Below are 17,847 nucleotides of genomic sequence, written 5' to 3'. Positions count from 1 at the left end.
TATGATAGAAAAACAGACAAAAAGTATTTATATTGATGGCAACTGGCGAACATTGGATCCGGCCAAGCTGGACACCATTTACAATCCAGCAACATTAGAGCCTCTGACTGAAGTTGCCTATGGAGGAGCTGCGGAAACAAAAGAAGCAATTGCAGCAGCTGCCAAAGCATTTCCGGTCTGGAGCGGAATGACGGGTAGAAAACGATCTCGTATTCTCTATAAAGCCTCCGAAATGATGATGGAGGATGCAGAGCGTCTAGGAGAAATATTAACCTTAGAACAAGGGAAGCCCTTAAAAGAAGCTATTGGTGAGGTGAAGGGTGCTGCCAGTTTTTTACTTTGGTATGCAGAAGAAGCAAGCCGAGGCTATGGCGAATGGATCCCATCTTCCGTCCGCTCCAAGCGAATGCTAGTCATTCCACAACCAGTTGGCGTTGTTGGCGCAATCACCCCATGGAATTTCCCAAGCTCAATGATTACAAGAAAGCTTGGTCCTGCACTCGCAGCAGGTTGTACCGTTGTGCTAAAGCCTTCGCCAGAGACACCGCTTTCTGCAATTGAAATTGTCCGGATATTTGAGAAAGCTGGCATGCCAAGCGGAGTTGTAAATTTAGTGACTGGTAATGCGGAGGAAATCGGTCAAGAACTGCTAACGAATAAAACGGTTCGATTAATAACATTTACAGGCTCCACAAAGGTAGGTAAATATTTAATGCGTGAAGCAGCAGAGCATGTGAAGAAAGTAGCTCTGGAACTTGGTGGTCATGCACCTATTATTGCCTTTGAAGATGCGGACTTGGAAAAAGCCACTACCCTAGCCTTACTCAGCAAATTTCGGAACAATGGGCAAACCTGTATTTGTGCGAACCGACTCTATATTCATGAAGCCATTATCGATGATTTCACTACAATGTTAAAACAAAAGGTCGAACAATTGAAGATTGGTTCAGGATTGGAAGACGTCGATCTTGGTCCATTAATCAATCAAGCAGCTATTGAAAAGGTACAAAATCAACTGGAAGATGCACTTGCAAAAGGGGCTGAAATGGTTACAGGTGGCGACAAATGGCAAGGCGATTTGAAAGGACATTTCTACCAGCCTACCATCTTAACGAATGTTACTGATGATATGGTCATCATGCAAGAGGAAACTTTTGGACCATTATTTCCAATTCAAGCCTTTACAGATGAAACAGACGTCTTCCAAAAAGCCAATAATACGGATTATGGTTTAGCAGCGTATGTATTTACAGAAAATACGAGTCGCACCTTCCGAGCAGCAGAAAAGCTGGATTTTGGCATCGTCGGAATTAATGATGTCTTTCCAGCCGTTCCTGAAGCTCCATTTGGAGGCATCAAACAATCTGGTAACGGTAAAGAAGGCGGGCATCATGGAATGGAAGCGTTTCTTGAACAAAAATTTGTATCCATTGGTGTAAACCGAGATTAAACGATTGCTAAACCATTCCTTTGTCTAAAGGCGATTCATCTCCTATCTTGCTTGGCTTTACCCTCCAAACGCTTGAAGAAAAAGTTTTCTCACCTGTTATCGACAAAGGATTCTTGTTCACATTACGTTTATCAAAATTTCACTTAAATAATATACCTAAAAATGCCCAGCGTCTAAGACGATTGGGCATTTCCTTTAAACAATTCATATTGCTTGTATAAATCCTTTAACGCAGAGGCAAGCGCATTACCTGCTTTACCACGATAATGCTCCTTCACCTCCTGTACAGGTCCTTCAATGCCGTCTCTTAAGCTATAGCCACGCAATAGCTGCTCCACATAATCACGTCCATGGTCTGTTGCAAGCGTACAGCTTGCGGTCACAATTACGGCGTATTTTTTATCAATTTCTGCTGTAATTGTTAAGGTATCATAAATACTTTTAGCAGCCATTCCCGATGGCAATCGGGCATGTCCTGCAATAAAAACCGTATTCATACGCTCCCCCCATCAATATTCTGTCAATTGCTGTTCGCGATAACCAAGTTGATTGGAAATATCAATGGCTGTTTGCCTGGATAGTGTAACCAACCGTTCGAGGTGCACACCTTTAAAATAACTCGTCAGTCCACTCACAGTCAAAGCAGCGATCACCTGATTACGATAATTAAAAATAGGAAAGGAAAGCCCAGTTGTATCCTTATCCTGTTCTCCTTCACTAAATGCATAACCACGTTTTCTGATCAAGTTCAAATCCCGCCATATTTTATCTTTATTCAACTGTTGGTCACTTTTTAATATCAATTCCATAATCCGCTTTTGTCGTTCTAATGGTAAATAGGCCAATAATAATTTAGGTCCAGAGCCAATATGAAGTGGAGAGCTTTTACCAATCCTGGTAAACAAGCGAACTGCTTTTGTACTTTCTACTTTTTCAATATAGATAGCTTCATCATGATTAATGATTACCAAGTGAATTGCTTCATTAATTTCTTTTCCGAGCTGACGCATATAAGGCAAGGCCACTTCACGAACCTCCAGTTGGTTGGAAACCATATGACCTAACTCCAATAATTTTAGGCCGAGCCGATAGCGGCTGTCATGCTCATTTTCTTTAATTTTATACAAATAGTCCATTCTTTCTAACGTTGTTAACAGGCGATAGGCAGTAGGTTTTGGAATGGATGCACGGACAGAAATTTCCTTTAGTGAAAGTTCAGGTGTCTCTTCGGAAAATAAATTAAGCAAGCTTAGCGCTTTGATTACACTTTGGTTCATATACATGACCTCTCATCTGTCGCTATTTTAATTGGTTAAATCCCCCCGCAGCTGCAGGGGGGATAGGGGAGAAAATTAACTATTCACATGTATCTTTTCTTGTGCTTCATGTTCTAAAATATGGACATCCCGCTTTGCCATTTCTTTAATGTATATTGCACCTGGTACAATTTGCTCTGGTGGATACACGCCCCGTTTAGAAATGGTTCCATTACCAATCATCTGTGCAACGACAGAAATAGTATTCGCAGTTGCCCTCGCCATCGCAGTTACTTGATGTGCCCGATCCTTATACGTCGTCATTTCAAAGGCGTGTGTCATTGGCTCACCTTTTTTCTGTCCTGACACGAGCACACGTAATAGTACTGCGTCATCCTTCTCCCCTAATTCAACAATCGGATCTAACACCTTTAAAAATACTTCTCGTGGATTCACAGCATGACCGTTTACTTCTACCTCATAATCCATTCGAGTCAGATTCAAATCAACAAGCAATTTAAATTTTTCCGCATGGCCCGGATAGCGTATCGTCTTATATTCCAATGTCTCCAGATGTGGATAGCTTAAAGATAAGGTTGATGTTCCTCCTGACGTATGGAAGGCTTCCAACGGTCCGAAACGATCAAAGTATATTCGTTCCACTTCTGACAAGGACGGAATTTCCTGTTTTACTCCGTTTCGAATAATTAAGGATGGATCTGTATAATGGTCAAAAACACCTTCCATCGAAAAGACATGATTATACTCCAAAGGTGCTTCAGGTCGAACCGGAATTCCGCCAACATATAGCTTGATTGCTGCTACTTCATCTAGCTGGGTTACCCCATAGCCAGATAAAATATTAATCATTCCCGGTGCAACACCTAAATCAGGAATGAGCGTCACATTTGCAGCCTTTGCCTCCGCTTGAAGCGCCAATACCTTATCTGTCATATGGCCAATATGTCCGCCTAAATCAACTGAATGAACCCCAACACGAATAGCTGTTTTCGCAACAATCTCATTAAAGGAGTAAAATAAAGCATTAATGACGACATCAAACCGCCCCATATATGCAGCTAATTCCTCTTCATTATTGGCGTTCACCTGATATGCCGTAAGTTTGGCAGAACCAAGCGTTTGGACGACCTGTTCGGCACGTTCATATGCAATATCCGCTAATCCCACAGCTGTGACACCTTCACTAGCAATTAAATCCCTTGCAGCTTCTTTTCCCATTAAGCCTGATCCTAATACCCCTACTTTCATATGCTCACCTCTTCATTTAAAATGTAAGACTTCCTATAAAGATTTTATTCGACGTCAATCTGTGCCCGTTGCAGCTTGCCGCTATAATCTACATATACTGCCTTCCATTCCGTAAACACATCTAATGCTTGCACACCAGAATCACGATGACCATTTCCGGTACCTTTTGTACCACCAAATGGCAAATGAATTTCTGCGCCGGTCGTCCCGGCATTCACGTAAACAATTCCTGTATCCAAATCACGCTGTGCCTGAAACACCCGATTGACATCACGCGTAAAGATTGAGCTGGAAAGTCCGTACTCCACTCCATTATTCACTTCGATTGCTTCTTCAAAACTCTTCACCGGAATCAGCGACACGACTGGACCAAAAATCTCCTCTTGGCCAATTCGCATCTCGGGTGTGACATCTGTAAATAAAGTTGGTGCAAAATAATGGCCTTTAGCAAAGTCTCCATCTGTCATTTGATTTCCACCAGCTAATAATTTAGCACCTTCATCTTTACCAATTTCTATATATTTCTTTATTTTTTCTATACCTGCATCATTGATAATTGGGCCAACCTTATTGACGGCATCTAGACCATCACCAATCGTCAGCTTTTCCATTTCGACAAGAAGACGTTCTTCCAAAGTTTCTTTTACAGACTCATGGACGATGACACGACTACAAGCCGTACAACGTTGCCCGCTCGTTCCAAATGCACTCCAAAGAATTCCTTCCACAGCTAAGTTAAGGTCAGCATCATCCATCACGATGACCGCATTTTTTCCACCCATTTCGAGGGAAACTTTCTTCAATTGACGCCCACAATCAGCAGCAATATTTCTGCCTGTTTCATTGGAACCTGTAAAGGAAATAACGCGAATGGTATCATGATGTACCATCGCATCACCTACCGTTGCACCGCTGCCGAAGACAACATTGAGCACACCTTTCGGCAGACCAGCTTCCTCGTATATTTTCGCTAGCTCATATGCCATAATTGGCGTTTCAGTTGCTGGCTTCCATATCACGGCATTCCCGGATACAATCGCGGGAAAGGACTTCCAAGTCGCTATGGCAATAGGAAAATTCCATGGCGTAATAATTCCTACTACACCAATAGGCGCACGCACACTCATGGCAAATTTATTTTTTAATTCTGCTGGAGTTGTTTGACCAAATAAACGTCTTCCCTCTCCAGCCATATAGAAGGCCATATCGATCCCCTCTTGCACCTCACCGCGTGCTTCCTCTAATACCTTACCGTTTTCCATCGTCAATAGCTTTGATAATTTTTCCTTACGTTCTTTCATAATCGTTCCCACTCGATATAATACTTCGGCACGTTGCGGGGCAGGAACAAGCGCCCATTCCTTCTGCGCAATCTCCGCCGCAGCTGCAGCTTGATCAACCGCATCTGCAGTCGAAAGCGGTACTTCAACAATGGTTTCCCCCGTTGCTGGGTTTTTCACTTGTGCGAAATCACCTTTTGCTTCTTCCCACTCCCCATTGATATAGTTGGTTAGCTGTTTTACATCCAATAACGATTCCATATCTGTTACCTCCCAGAATATAATACGCGTGAAAATGAATATGCGTTATTGCTGCGCACGTTCTCGCAATTGTTCAATAGTTGAAGTCACTGATATTTGTTCTTTACCGATAATGATTTCAATAACTGTCGGACGATTATTCGTTAACGCTTGGTCAAGTGCTTCATTAAAGTCATCTATCGTTAAGACATATGTCCCGTCTGCTCCAAGACTTTTGGCCATATCCACAAAGGAAACATCACCAAGGTCTGTTGCAATGACTTTCTCCGGATAATGCATTTCTTGATGCATACGAATGGTGCCATACATGCGATTATTAAATACGAGTGCAATGATTGGAATATCATAGCGGACTGCAGTTTCCAGCTCCTGAACAGTCATCATGAAACCACCATCACCAGCCATTGCAATCACCTTTTTTTCTTGGTTTGCTAGCTTTGCTCCGATTGCGGCTGGTAGGCCATACCCCATTGCACCAGAGGTAGGACCGACATATGTATGCTTCTTAGTAAATCGATAATAAGCATGTAACCAACCAGCAAAGTTTCCTGCATCATTTGTAAAAATGGTATCTTCTGGTACGCGCTCCATGATGCTTGTAATGATTTGATCCTGAATTGTACTCGAATCACTTGCAGGCATGTTGCTCCCCGATACATATGCTTCATTTGCCCGCTCCGACCAATTATGCCATTGCACATCTATAGGCAAGGCATTCAAAGCGGAGAGCGCTTCCTGTGCATCAGCAACGATACCAAGATGCGGATGAAATACTTTTCCAAGCGTGCGATCATCAATATCTATATGCACCAATTTCTGTTCTGGCTGGATGAGCTGATAATCTTGCGTCGTAACCTCTGACAGCCTTGTGCCAACTGCTAAGATAAGATCTGCTTCTTGAACAGTTTCGAGTATTTCTTTTGCTGTACCAAGCCCTAAATGTCCAGCATATAATGGATGCTGGTTTGGAAAAACATCATGTCTGCGAAATGCGGCCATTACTGGTATGCTAAGTTTTTCTGCCGTCTGCACAAGTTGTTCTTCCGCTCCCGAAAGCTTTACACCTCCTCCAGCAATAAGTAAAGGTGTACGGGCTGTTGATAAAAGCAGCTCCAAATCCTTCATTTCTGAATTTGACGGTGCCGGTTTTGACCGTCTTATGGGTGGACCAAAAACCATCGATGCCTCTTTTGGTAATACATCCTCTGGCAACGATACGACTACTGGACCGGGTCGCCCTGTTTGCGCAATGCGAAATGCGCGCTGAACAATTTCCGGCATTCTCTCCGGGTCATTCACTTCAACAGCCCATTTTGTTATCGGTTGAAAAAATTGATCTAAATCAACCTCCTGAAAACCTTCCCTTCCTCGGAATCTCCGATGAACCTGGCCTAAGAAAATGACCATTGGCGTTGAATCTTGGTAGGCTGTGTGCACACCGATAGATAAGTTAGCTGCGCCAACACCTCGAGTCGCTAAAACAATTCCAGGCTTTAATGTACATTTGGCATACCCTTCCGCCATAAAAGCAGCAGCACCTTCATGGCGCGCAGAAATGACATCAATGGATGACTCATCGTATAATGCATCCAATACTGGTAAATAGCTTTCACCAGGAACGCAAAACACCTTGGCAATGCCTTCTAATTTCATACATGCCACGATTGCTTGTGCCGCTGTCATAGTGGATTGCTGCTGTTCACGTATTTGCTTATGCATATGTGCTAGTTTCCTCCTTTCCAATCCATTCGTTTTAAGCGTTCAATTACTTCATGCAGGCGTTTCATTGTCACGGATAATGCAATGCGAAAATAGCCTTCCCCATTTTTACCAAATGCTACTCCAGGAGTAACAATAATCCCAGCCTCCTGCAATAGTTTTTCAGCGAAAGACATGGACGTGAAACCATCCGGTACTTTAGCCCATAGAAAAATTGTTCCTTGTGGCTTCGCAACTTCAATTCCTATCTCCTGTAGTCCACGATGCAGACATTCCATCCGTGCTTCAAAAATCCGATTGTTCTCGGATACAACTGCCAAATCACTCTGCAATGCAGTTGCGGCTGCCTTTTGAATCGGAATGAATTGACTGGAATCAATATTGCTTTTAAGCGTAGCCAAAGCACGAATCACTTCCGAATTTCCGACAACATATCCAATACGCCACCCCGTCATATTAAAGCTTTTTGACAAGGAACCAAATTCCACGGCATACCTTTTGGCACCAGGCACCTGTAAAATACTCGGTGCCTGGTATGCTCCAAAGGTTACCAGATCATATGCCATGTCATTTGCAATCAAGATATCATGTTTTCTCACAAATGTAATCGCTTCCAAAAAAGTGTTTAATTCAACTGTTGCAGCTGTTGGATTCCCTGGATAGTTCAAAAACATGAGCTTGCTCTCCGCTTTATCCAAATCGGACAGCTGATCAAATCGGGGCACAAATCCATTATTTTCATCTAGAGGCAAATCAACTATGATGCCACCTGCTAAATGAACTGCAGTACGATAGACTGGGTAACCCGGATCAGGAATAATAACCTTTTCACCTGGATTAATAGAAGCCTGAATGAAATTGGCTATCCCTTCTTTGGAGCCTATCAGCGTAAGGACTTCTGTCTTCGGATCCAATTCAACAGCATAATGCTGTTTATAAAAGGCGGCAACTGCTTGTTTGAATTCTTCAATCCCCTCATAGGGTGCATATCGATGATTTGCGGTGTTTTGTACCTCTTCCATTAATCGTTCAATTATAAAAGATGGCGTGGGTAAATCAGGTGCACCTATTCCCAAATCAATCACATCCACACCCTGCGCAAGCAGTGCCTCCTTTTTCTGATGAATCTTGGAAAATAAATAAGGCGGCAATTGACTTATCTTACTCGATATCAATGTCATCCGCATCCTCCTATTCCACTATATGAAACGCCATTTCACGGAACTACCATCAGTATAAATGACCCGTTTGACAATTTCAATGATTATCGGAAATCAAAATAAACTGATTTTTATAATTCTCCTGCTTTTGGCTGTGTTTCCTCAGCTGCCAATGTTTCCGGTGTCCGCTTCAAGTACAAAAATAATACCACCAGCGAAATGACGACGACGATTAATCCGACCCAGACATGACCGACCAATCCAAATGCAAGATAACCAAGTGCAGTTATAAAGGCTGCTGTAAATGCATAGGGAAGCTGTGTTGTCACATGATCAATATGCGGGCAGCTGGAACCTGTAGATGATAGGATTGTCGTATCAGAAATCGGCGAGCAATGGTCTCCAAATACTGCCCCAGCTAGAACAGCAGCAAGCATTGGCAATATGAGCTCCACCTCTGTTGCGGCTGCTATTTGACCAGCAATTGGTAAAAGCAGTGCAAAGGATCCCCAGGATGTACCCGTTGCAAATGCAATAAAGCCAGCAACGATAAATACCAACACCGGCAACAGACCAATCCATAGATTGGACGATTGAACAAGGGCAGCTAAATAAGCTCCCGTACCAAGTAAGCCAATAAGACTGGATATGGACCAAGCAAAGATTAATATCGCAAACGCTGGGAGCATCGATTTTGCCCCTTCTTTGAATCCTGCGCCAAGCTGCTTACCTGTTAATTCACCAGCTTTTAGGTGGCGGCTAAATAATAATAAGGTTACAATCAAACCAATAATTCCTCCGCAGAGCAAGGCTAATGCTACATCTGCTTCACCAAAAATTTGAATGAACGATTTATCATCTCCTGCAGCAAGATATCCAGAAACATAGATGGACCCTAATACACCAACAACTAAAAAGATAATTGGAATTGCCAAGTCACCGACACGCCCACCTTTACTCTCCGGGAGTTTTTCTTCCGCATTTACTTGCTCCTTCGTTTCTGGATCAAGCACTTGCCCAGTCTGGATGGCTCGATCCTCATGCACCTTCATTGGCCCGTATTCTCGGTTCGTCAGTGCAATCACAAGGACAACTCCTAGCGCTGACCAGACATAATAATTCATTGGTATCATCGCCAGGAAACCACCTAAAGCAGAATGAGTCGTCACGCCATGTGTGGCAAACACAGCACCAATAAGCCCGATAATATAAGCACCCCAGCTGGATACTGGTGCAATAACACATATCGGTGCTGATGTGGAATCGACAATATAGGCTAGCTTTGCTCGTGACACCCGATGTTTATCTGTCACTGGTTTAGCAATCTGACCAACCGTTAAACTATTAAAATAATCATCTACAAATATAACGATTCCGAGTATCATCGTCATCAGCTGTGCCCCCGCACGAGTCTTCACACGCTTAATCATCCAATCAGCAAATGCACGAGTCCCACCCATCATGCTGATCAACGCTGTAATAATCCCAAGCAGCAAGACAAATAATAGAATAAATACATTCCAGGTGTTTAAGCCACCTTCCTCCACAAAAACATCCCGAAATGACTCCCAAATAAGCAAAAGGGATTCAGATATCTGGAAGCTTGCAATAAAGAAAGCGGCAGCAACAATCCCTACACCAAGTGATAGAAGAACTCTCTTCGTAATGAGTACCATGATAATGGCTAGTAACGGAGGAACGAGTGACCAAATGGAATCTACCATGATAAAACCTCCTTTATTATTTCAACCACGCATCTGTAGTTAAATCAGACAACATGATTGATTATTTCTATTATTCTATTTTATTTGTAAAATCCCTCTTTTAGAAGGATATTTATTTATAAAGTGAAACTTCAATCAGTCGGGCTTTCGCACTTTCCCGACTGATTGTTAGTTGAACCAATCAGGCCTTTACTGGCTGTTGACCCAACACTCACAATGCTTGTTATCAATAAAAATGCTTGATGTGGGGGGCTTACAATTCATTTGATCAACAAAAATTATTGACAGGGGGTTTACAGCCAGTTAATCTGTGATAAAAACTAGGCTCAATCCTTTTATGATCAAGAAAAGGTGGCTTTTTATTGCGAAACGGTGTTTTACAAATGAGCAGGATATAGAATAGAATAATAGCAGGCGATCGATTCATATAAAAAACGAAAATTGCGTATTCCATTTTTATATGTGAAATGGACCATCTGTTTCTTGATTGATTGATGAAGTCGGCCGATTCTACATAACGAATATAGAGGTGAAGCGTGTTGAATGAACAACAATTACAAGCAAGAAAATATGACGAACAAGATCCCCTCCAGTCCTTTCGTAACGAATTTCATGTTACAGAGGAAACCATTTATTTTGATGGTAATTCACTTGGACTATTTTCCAAACGTGCAGAGCAAGCAGTATCGGCATTAATGAATTCCTGGAAGCAATATGCGATTGATGGTTGGTCAGAAGGAGAACATCCATGGTTTTATCTTTCCGAGGAGCTTGGAAAACAATCCGCACATTTAGTTGGTGCAAAAGCAAATGAAGTTATCATAACAGGTTCGACTACAACAAATTTGCATCAGTTGACTGCAACTTTTTTTAAACCAGAAGGAAACCGGACAAAAATATTAGCAGATGAGTTGAATTTCCCTTCAGATATCTATGCATTAAAAAGCCAATTACGGTTAAAAGGCTTGGATCCCGAAACACATCTTGTGCAAGTAAAATCCAAAGATGGTAATACATTAAAGACAGAAGATATTATTGCCTGCATGACGGATGAAATTGCCCTCGTTGTTCTTCCAGGTGTCTTATACCGTAGTGGCCAAATTTTGGATATGAAAAAATTAACAGCCGCCGCCCATGAGAGAGGTATCCTTATTGGCTTTGATCTTTGCCACTCTATCGGAGCTATCCCACATGAGCTATCAGACTGGAATGTAGACTTTGCTTTCTGGTGTACGTATAAGCATTTAAATGGGGGCCCAGGCAGCGTTGGTGGTTTATTCGTGCATAAGCGGCATTTTGGCAAGCACCCAGGTTTAGCAGGATGGTTTAGTTCTGCCAAAGACAAACAATTTGATATGGAGCATACGCTTTCCCAAGCGGAAGATGCAGGTGCATATCAAATCGGAACACCACATGTACTAAGTGCCGCTCCCCTGCTCGGATCCTTGCAATTATTCCAGGAAGCAGGCATAGAAGCCATTCGCAAAAAATCCCTGCTGCTAACAGATTATCTAATGAAGTTAGTGGACACAGAACTTACTGACTTCGGTTTTCATATGGCGAATCCACGCGATGAAAAAAGCCGTGGCGCGCATGTGTTTCTTGAGCATCCAGAAGCAGCGCGAATTTGTAAGGCATTAAAAGCAGACGGTGTAATTCCAGATTTTCGCACACCGAACGGCATTCGACTCGCTCCTGTTGCACTTTACAACACTTTTGAAGAAGTATGGCGCATGGTTCAAATTTTAAAAATAATTATGGAAGAAAAAAGATATATGCAATATGAAAATAAACGAGGAGTGATTGCCTAATGACCAATTGGATCGATATTTCCCAGCCTTTTACCAACGACATCGCCCATTGGCCAGGTGTCCAGCCGTTTCAATTCAAGCTATCTGCAACAATGAGACAGACTGGATCTGTTAATATCGGTGAGATTGCTGGATGTGTACATACGGGAACACATGTAGATGCTCCATTTCATTTTAATAATGATGCCAAGACCATCGAACAAATGGATATCAACCGTTATATTGGTGAAGCAATCGTTTTGGATGTTACTGGTACAGACCAAATCAATGCAGCATACGTCAAACCGTTACTGGAAGCAAAGTCTGTGTCTCGCATTTTACTAAAAACGTCCTTGCCAAATAACCCAAAACGATTTCCAAACAGCATCCCGTTTTTGGATCCTGATTTGATTCCATTATTAGCAGCAAAAGGCGTAAAACTATTAGGAGTCGACATGCCCTCCGTTGATCCGCTAGATAGTAAGGAACTGGCTGTTCACCACGCACTACATGAACATGATATATATATTTTAGAAAACATTATGCTGGATAATGTGGCACCAGGACACTACGAGCTTATTGCACTGCCCCTCGCCATCCCTGGCGCTGACGGTAGTCCAGTAAGAGCCGTCATAAAACCAATTGAATAGCTGCATGATATATAGAGGAAACGGATGGATATCAATTTCTACTTCGTTGGCATTCTAGCGTGTTTTTATACTATCAAAGTGTAGGCTGAATAAGGCCGTACAACGTTATCCGGTTGCCGCGCGACTTTCGGCATGCCATGCACCACCTCACCCGGGTGGCGCGCGACAATGATTTACAGAAATCGACTGTGCCCGATTTCGTCCATCATGAAAAGAAAAAATGTCTTTCAAACTATGTTAGGGGGAACGGAGAATGGATCACAAACAACAGACTTTTAAAAATGAACAAGGAATCCATACAGATTTTATTGAGAAAATGACATATGGTGACTATTTGCAATTGGACACCTTGCTTTCCAGTCAAAAGCGTTTATCCGATCATCATGATGAAATGCTTTTTATTATCATTCATCATGTAAGTGAGCTATGGTTAAAGCTTATCATTCATGAAATTCAAGCTGCTATTGAAGCAATTAAGAATAATGAGCTTCAGGCATCCTTTAAAATGCTCTCCCGCGTGTCCAAAATCCAAACACAAATTATTCAGGCTTGGGATGTTTTATCAACATTGACACCTGCTGAATACATGGAATTCAGAGACAAACTTGGGAATGCATCTGGCTTTCAATCTTATCAATATCGCCTAGTGGAATTTGTCCTCGGCTATAAAACACCATATATATTAAAAATATATGAAAAAAGCCCGGAACTTCATGCCATTTTGAAAGAAGCATATCAAAGTCCAGGCTTATATGATGTAGCCATTCATGCACTTGCACGTGAAGGGTTTGACATCAATGAAGAAGTCCTGCATAGAGATTTTTCTACAACATATTCAAAGGATGAAAGTGTCGAACAGGCATGGATGACTGTTTACAAAAATGTTGACCAATATTGGAGTCTGTACGAGCTGGCAGAAAAGCTCGTTGACATTGAAGATTGGTTTCAGCAATGGCGCTTCCGTCATATGAAAACAGTAGAACGAATCATTGGACATAAAAAAGGAACAGGCGGCTCTTCTGGTGTCGGCTATTTGAAAAAAGTGCTTGATCATTATTTCTTCCCTGAACTATGGGAAATTCGCACTAAAATCTAATTACAGTATGTATTTCAAATAACAACATGCTATACTGAAAAAACATTACTTTTTTTCAGAAATGAGAGGAAAAACCATGCAGAAAAAGGAACAATGGGCAACAAAGTTCGGTTTTATATTATCCTCGGCCGGAGCCGCAATTGGCTTAGGCGCGATTTGGAAATTCCCTTATATGACAGGTATGAATGGTGGCGGCGCATTTTTTCTTCTGTTCATCCTGTTTACCATATTAATTGGATTACCCATTTTAATTGCAGAATTTATCATCGGTAGAGGATCACAAAAAGAAGCAGTTGGCGCATATCGTGCACTTGCCCCTGGAAGTCATTGGTCTTTCGTTGGAAAATGGGGTGTAGTTGGCGCATTTATACTCATGTCTTTTTACAGTGTCGTCGGTGGCTGGGTACTCATTTACAGCATCCTATCCATTATCGGCAGTGTCATTCGTGATCAAGCGGACTATGCTGCTTTGTTTATGACAGTTACAGAAAGTCCTTGGATTACAATCACAGGCTTTGCATTATTTATGCTTATTAATATCATCGTTATTTCTTTTGGTATTAAGGATGGTATTGAAAAATCAAGCAAAATATTAATGCCACTTTTGTTCATCTTTTTCATCGTCTTAGTAATACGGGCACTAACCTTTGAAGGTGCGGCAGAGGGCTTAAGATTTTTTCTGCAGCCTGATTTTTCACAGTTAAATGCAGAAGCTGTCCTTTATGCATTGGGACAATCCTTCTTCTCATTAGCTGTTGGTATATCGGTGATGGTGACATATAGTTCGTATCTGGACAAAAAAGCTAGTCTGCCAAGTGCAGCAGTATCTGTTTCTATCATGAATATTTTTGTTTCCCTGCTAGCTGGGCTTGCAATTTTCCCTATTGTCTTTTCATTTGGCCTCAAACCGACGGAAGGACCTGGTTTATTATTTATGGTATTACCGGAAGCATTTGCACAAATGCCATTCGGTGAGTTATTCCTAAGCTTGTTTTTCCTTTTGTTTTTGTTTGCCGTACTTACCTCTTCGTTCAGTATGCTGGAAATTATAACGGCTACATTTACGGAAGGGAAAAAACAACGTTCTCGTAAACATGTAGCTTGGATAGCTGGATTTCTTGTGTTTTTGGCTGGAATTCCTGCCGCGTTATCGTCAAGCAGTCTAGCTGATTTTCACATTTTTAAGTACACTGTTTTTGATGCAAGTGACTTTTTGGTAAGTAACATCATGCTACCAGTTGGGTGCTTCATGATTGCTTTATTTATCATTTTTAAATTAGACCGAACTTTCATGGAAACAGAATTTTTGGCGGGAAATCGCTTATCACCAGCTGTATTTCAAATGTGGTATCAATTGATGCGCTGGCTTGTACCTGTAACCATCATTATTGTGCTCTTAAGCTCCACTGGAATTATCGGTAATAACAATTAAATAAACAAAAAGATGCTGCCCTTTAAAACCTGTCTCAGGTCTGATGGGCAGCATTTATTTTTATATTATATATTTTCCTCGACACGATAAACGAGTTCAAACGCATCCTCATTCAGAAGCTCTGCAATATGAACCTGCTTTCCATGACCAAATATCACTTCATCTTGGGTCATGGCAACAATCATTGCCTTCACATGTGCATCTATATCAATGTAGATGTCACCAACCATCGGCTTCATATCATTATCACTATCTGTTAAATAGGAAATGGATTCATCTTGAATTTGTTGTTCTTCCGGCACGAGCGATTTATCATAATAGGCAATTTCCCTGCTTCCTTCTTGCCTTCCCGGCACCATTACGACATATTCATGATGCTTTACACCATTATCCTTTGTCGTAACCACATTTCCATTTTCCACTCGTTGTACCTTTTCGATTTCATTTAAGGAGTAATGATCCAGAAACTCTGGTGCAGGTTTTGTAATTAAAATATAATCTCCTACTTCTGGACGTCTACTTTGATCTAAAGTATAACGTTTCCCGTAAAAAATAAATGTATCCTGATGTGCCGGGCGATGCAGCTCAATTTCGCTTGCCTTCGTTAAAATTTGTTGCATATCCTTTAACCGATATAAATGAATCGAGTTCTTAAACATCGGTTTGACAGCATATACCTTATGCAATTCATTTTTATAAAACACAAACTGTCCCTTTCGCGCCTGATATAATTTCAATCCAATCTGCCTCCATTTCCGTACATTTCATATACCTATGCTATTCCCAATTTGATACTTTCGATAAACATGAAAGATAATCCTTATGAACATTTTTTATAAAAAAAGATAAGCACATCGAAACCATTCGACAGTCTTATCTTTCCTACATCAGATGAATTTAATTCTTTACTTGCACATTCGCTTTATTTTTCATATAGCCGATGAAAAGAACAGCGAATGTTAATAATCCAATAAACACATATTCGACAGGACCATTACGAAAATGGAATAAATCAACCATGAACTGGTCCCCAGTAATCATTTCCCCCGCAGTCCAGGCCAAAATACCAGCACCTATATAGGCTATCCAAGCATAACGATCAAGCATACGGACAATTAATTTTGACCCAAATATCATAATTGGAATACTAACAGCAACTCCAATTGCAATCATACTAATATGCCCCGATGCAGCGCCAGCTATTGCAACCACATTATCCAAGCTCATAATCGCATCAGCGACAACAATGGTTCCTACTGCTTTCATCAAGCTTCCCGCAGCTTGTACTTCTTTTTCCTGCTTGTCTTCCACTAGCACATTGTAAGCAATCCATAATAATAATAAACCACCAATTAAATGGACGAATGGAATTTTCAATAAGTATACAATCACAACCGCAAACAATATCCGAAGAATAACCGCGCCGCCTGTTCCAATAAATATCGCTTTGTTTTGCTGCTCTTTTGGCAGTCCCTTTGTTGCCATTGCGATAACGACTGCATTGTCACCAGATAGTACGATATCAATAGCTATAATTTTTAATAAAGCGATTAACGCTTCCGAAGTAAATTCAATTCCTAGCATATTTAGGTTGCCACCTTCCCAATGGATTCATGTTTTCACAAGTTGATTTGATTATCATGGATAGTTGTTTATTAGTATTGGAATACACATGTTTTCTATCCCTTTTTGCAGTAATCACTTAAGATTTGCTTGTATGTTGCGCTTTGTCGGCACTTTATAATTAATCGCAATGATGCCTACTGCCACAAGACCTAATGCTGCTAAAATTAGGCCATTGAAATGCTCGTCCGCAATAAACATCGCAGATAGCACCGCACCTGAAACAGGTGTGATAAATTTATAAATACTTATTTCGCCCGCTTTATTGTATTTCAAAATCGAATACCAAAGTGCAAATGCGACCGCTGATAGCAAAGCAGAGTAGATTAAGAGTCCCCAACCAAGCGGTGTAAACACCATGGCATTTTCCTGCATTTGCGGCAAACCAATTGCAAGCATGATGGACGCACCAATGGTTAGCTGCCAGCCGGTCAATGCAAAAGGATGAATGCCAACTGCCATTTCTTTAGCCATGATTGTTCCAATTGCACCAGTTAATGCCGCCAAAATCATATACCCTTCTCCATTAAATTGAAAACTAAATTGAAAGGACTGTCCCCAATTGGCCACAACAATCCCCGCGAACCCGGCGATAAGTCCGATTGTTTTTGCTTTATTCATACGATCATTTTTATAAAAGAAGTGCGCTAAGATAACCGTAAAAAAAGTTCCGCTTGAGACTAGAATAGCCCCCTGCATACCGGAAGTATTCGCAAGTCCATTATAAAAAAAGAAATACTGTAATGCCGTTTGTACAATACCGAAAATAACTAAAAATCCGAGCTGTCGCCTCGTGACCTTTAATGCTTTTCTTTGGGTAAAAAGCAAGCCAAGTAACAACAAAAGTCCAGCCATTAAAAAACGTATGCCAGCAAAGACAATTTTGGCAATTGTATCTTCAGCAGCCATTTGCATTTCCGTATAGCTCACCTTTAAAACAGGAAAAGCACTTCCCCATAAAATTGAACAAAAAACGGCAATGCTAATCACAATCCATTTTCTAGTTAATATTTCCTTCATGTTTTCAGTCAACTCCCGAGTTGCATAGCGCACGGCAAAGCTAACTTTCTCTGCCTGTGCTATTATTCACATATTTAACCATAATAAATGCTGCATGTTCCATGGATTACATGCAGC

General features: G+C 41.3%; 15 protein-coding genes. 5 read left to right on the top strand and 10 right to left on the bottom strand.

Going from position 1 to position 17,847, the window contains the following annotated elements; translation table 11 throughout:
* Position 1 precedes the first annotated feature (1 nt).
* A complete protein-coding gene (locus tag DX933_RS17970; RefSeq protein ID WP_123317813.1) occupies positions 2 to 1,450 on the top strand; it encodes an NAD-dependent succinate-semialdehyde dehydrogenase in 1,449 nt (482 codons plus the stop codon).
* Positions 1,451 to 1,623: 173 nt separating this feature from the next.
* On the opposite strand, the gene DX933_RS17965 is transcribed toward DX933_RS17970, so the two are convergent.
* From DX933_RS17965 to DX933_RS17935, 7 genes are all read right to left on the bottom strand, one after another.
* The gene (locus tag DX933_RS17965; RefSeq protein ID WP_123317812.1) at positions 1,624 to 1,947 is read right to left on the bottom strand and encodes a DUF3870 domain-containing protein; all 324 of its coding nucleotides are present in this window, start codon (positions 1,945 to 1,947) and stop codon (positions 1,624 to 1,626) included.
* A gap of 12 nt (positions 1,948 to 1,959) precedes the next feature.
* Positions 1,960 to 2,727, bottom strand: a complete 768-nt coding sequence (locus DX933_RS17960; protein WP_123317811.1) for an IclR family transcriptional regulator — start codon at positions 2,725 to 2,727, stop codon at positions 1,960 to 1,962.
* A 75-nt stretch (positions 2,728 to 2,802) separates the two neighbouring features.
* The gene (locus tag DX933_RS17955; RefSeq protein WP_123317810.1) at positions 2,803 to 3,975 is read right to left on the bottom strand and encodes a saccharopine dehydrogenase family protein; all 1,173 of its coding nucleotides are present in this window, start codon (positions 3,973 to 3,975) and stop codon (positions 2,803 to 2,805) included.
* Positions 3,976 to 4,019: 44 nt separating this feature from the next.
* Positions 4,020 to 5,516: an aldehyde dehydrogenase family protein gene (locus tag DX933_RS17950; RefSeq protein WP_123317809.1), complete on the bottom strand. Its 1,497-nt coding sequence runs from the start codon at positions 5,514 to 5,516 to the stop codon at positions 4,020 to 4,022.
* A gap of 45 nt (positions 5,517 to 5,561) precedes the next feature.
* Positions 5,562 to 7,235 (bottom strand): thiamine pyrophosphate-binding protein, encoded by a 1,674-nt coding sequence (locus DX933_RS17945; RefSeq protein ID WP_223806039.1) that lies wholly within the window; start codon positions 7,233 to 7,235, stop codon positions 5,562 to 5,564.
* A gap of 5 nt (positions 7,236 to 7,240) precedes the next feature.
* The gene (locus DX933_RS17940) at positions 7,241 to 8,416 is read right to left on the bottom strand and encodes an LL-diaminopimelate aminotransferase (RefSeq protein WP_123317808.1); all 1,176 of its coding nucleotides are present in this window, start codon (positions 8,414 to 8,416) and stop codon (positions 7,241 to 7,243) included.
* Positions 8,417 to 8,526: 110 nt separating this feature from the next.
* Complete coding sequence (locus DX933_RS17935) at positions 8,527 to 10,119, bottom strand: Na+/H+ antiporter NhaC family protein (protein ID WP_123317807.1); 1,593 nt, start codon at positions 10,117 to 10,119, stop codon at positions 8,527 to 8,529.
* Positions 10,120 to 10,658: 539 nt separating this feature from the next.
* Between DX933_RS17935 and kynU the strand changes: the two genes are divergently transcribed.
* The 4 genes from kynU to DX933_RS17915 all read left to right on the top strand — a co-directional run bounded on the left by kynU (position 10,659) and on the right by DX933_RS17915 (position 15,087).
* Positions 10,659 to 11,930 carry a kynureninase gene (kynU, locus tag DX933_RS17930; RefSeq protein ID WP_123317869.1) on the top strand — a complete coding sequence of 424 codons (1,272 nt, stop codon included), beginning with the start codon at positions 10,659 to 10,661 and terminating at the stop codon, positions 11,928 to 11,930.
* Entirely contained in the window at positions 11,930 to 12,559 is a 630-nt protein-coding gene (gene kynB, locus DX933_RS17925; RefSeq protein WP_123317806.1) for an arylformamidase, read from the top strand. The genes kynU and kynB overlap by 1 nt, the downstream gene beginning before the upstream one ends.
* A gap of 253 nt (positions 12,560 to 12,812) precedes the next feature.
* Positions 12,813 to 13,655, top strand: coding sequence for a tryptophan 2,3-dioxygenase (gene kynA / locus DX933_RS17920; protein WP_123317805.1), 843 nt, complete (start codon positions 12,813 to 12,815; stop codon positions 13,653 to 13,655).
* Positions 13,656 to 13,731: 76 nt separating this feature from the next.
* A complete protein-coding gene (locus tag DX933_RS17915; RefSeq protein WP_123317804.1) occupies positions 13,732 to 15,087 on the top strand; it encodes a sodium-dependent transporter in 1,356 nt (451 codons plus the stop codon).
* A gap of 65 nt (positions 15,088 to 15,152) precedes the next feature.
* On the opposite strand, the gene DX933_RS17910 is transcribed toward DX933_RS17915, so the two are convergent.
* The 3 genes from DX933_RS17910 to DX933_RS17900 form a co-directional block, all read right to left on the bottom strand.
* Positions 15,153 to 15,824 carry a hypothetical protein gene (locus tag DX933_RS17910; protein ID WP_123317803.1) on the bottom strand — a complete coding sequence of 224 codons (672 nt, stop codon included), beginning with the start codon at positions 15,822 to 15,824 and terminating at the stop codon, positions 15,153 to 15,155.
* Positions 15,825 to 15,984: 160 nt separating this feature from the next.
* Positions 15,985 to 16,671: a TerC family protein gene (locus DX933_RS17905; RefSeq protein WP_190279591.1), complete on the bottom strand. Its 687-nt coding sequence runs from the start codon at positions 16,669 to 16,671 to the stop codon at positions 15,985 to 15,987.
* A 114-nt stretch (positions 16,672 to 16,785) separates the two neighbouring features.
* A complete protein-coding gene (locus tag DX933_RS17900) occupies positions 16,786 to 17,730 on the bottom strand; it encodes a DMT family transporter (protein ID WP_123317802.1) in 945 nt (314 codons plus the stop codon).
* Between the last annotated feature and the right edge of the window lie 117 nt (positions 17,731 to 17,847).

This window comes from Ornithinibacillus gellani (genome assembly GCF_003730295.1).
GTDB classification, from domain to species: domain Bacteria; phylum Bacillota; class Bacilli; order Bacillales; family Amphibacillaceae; genus Ornithinibacillus_A; species Ornithinibacillus_A gellani.
Note: the sequence above shows the minus strand (reverse complement) of the source record. Positions and strands in the feature narration are given on the sequence as shown.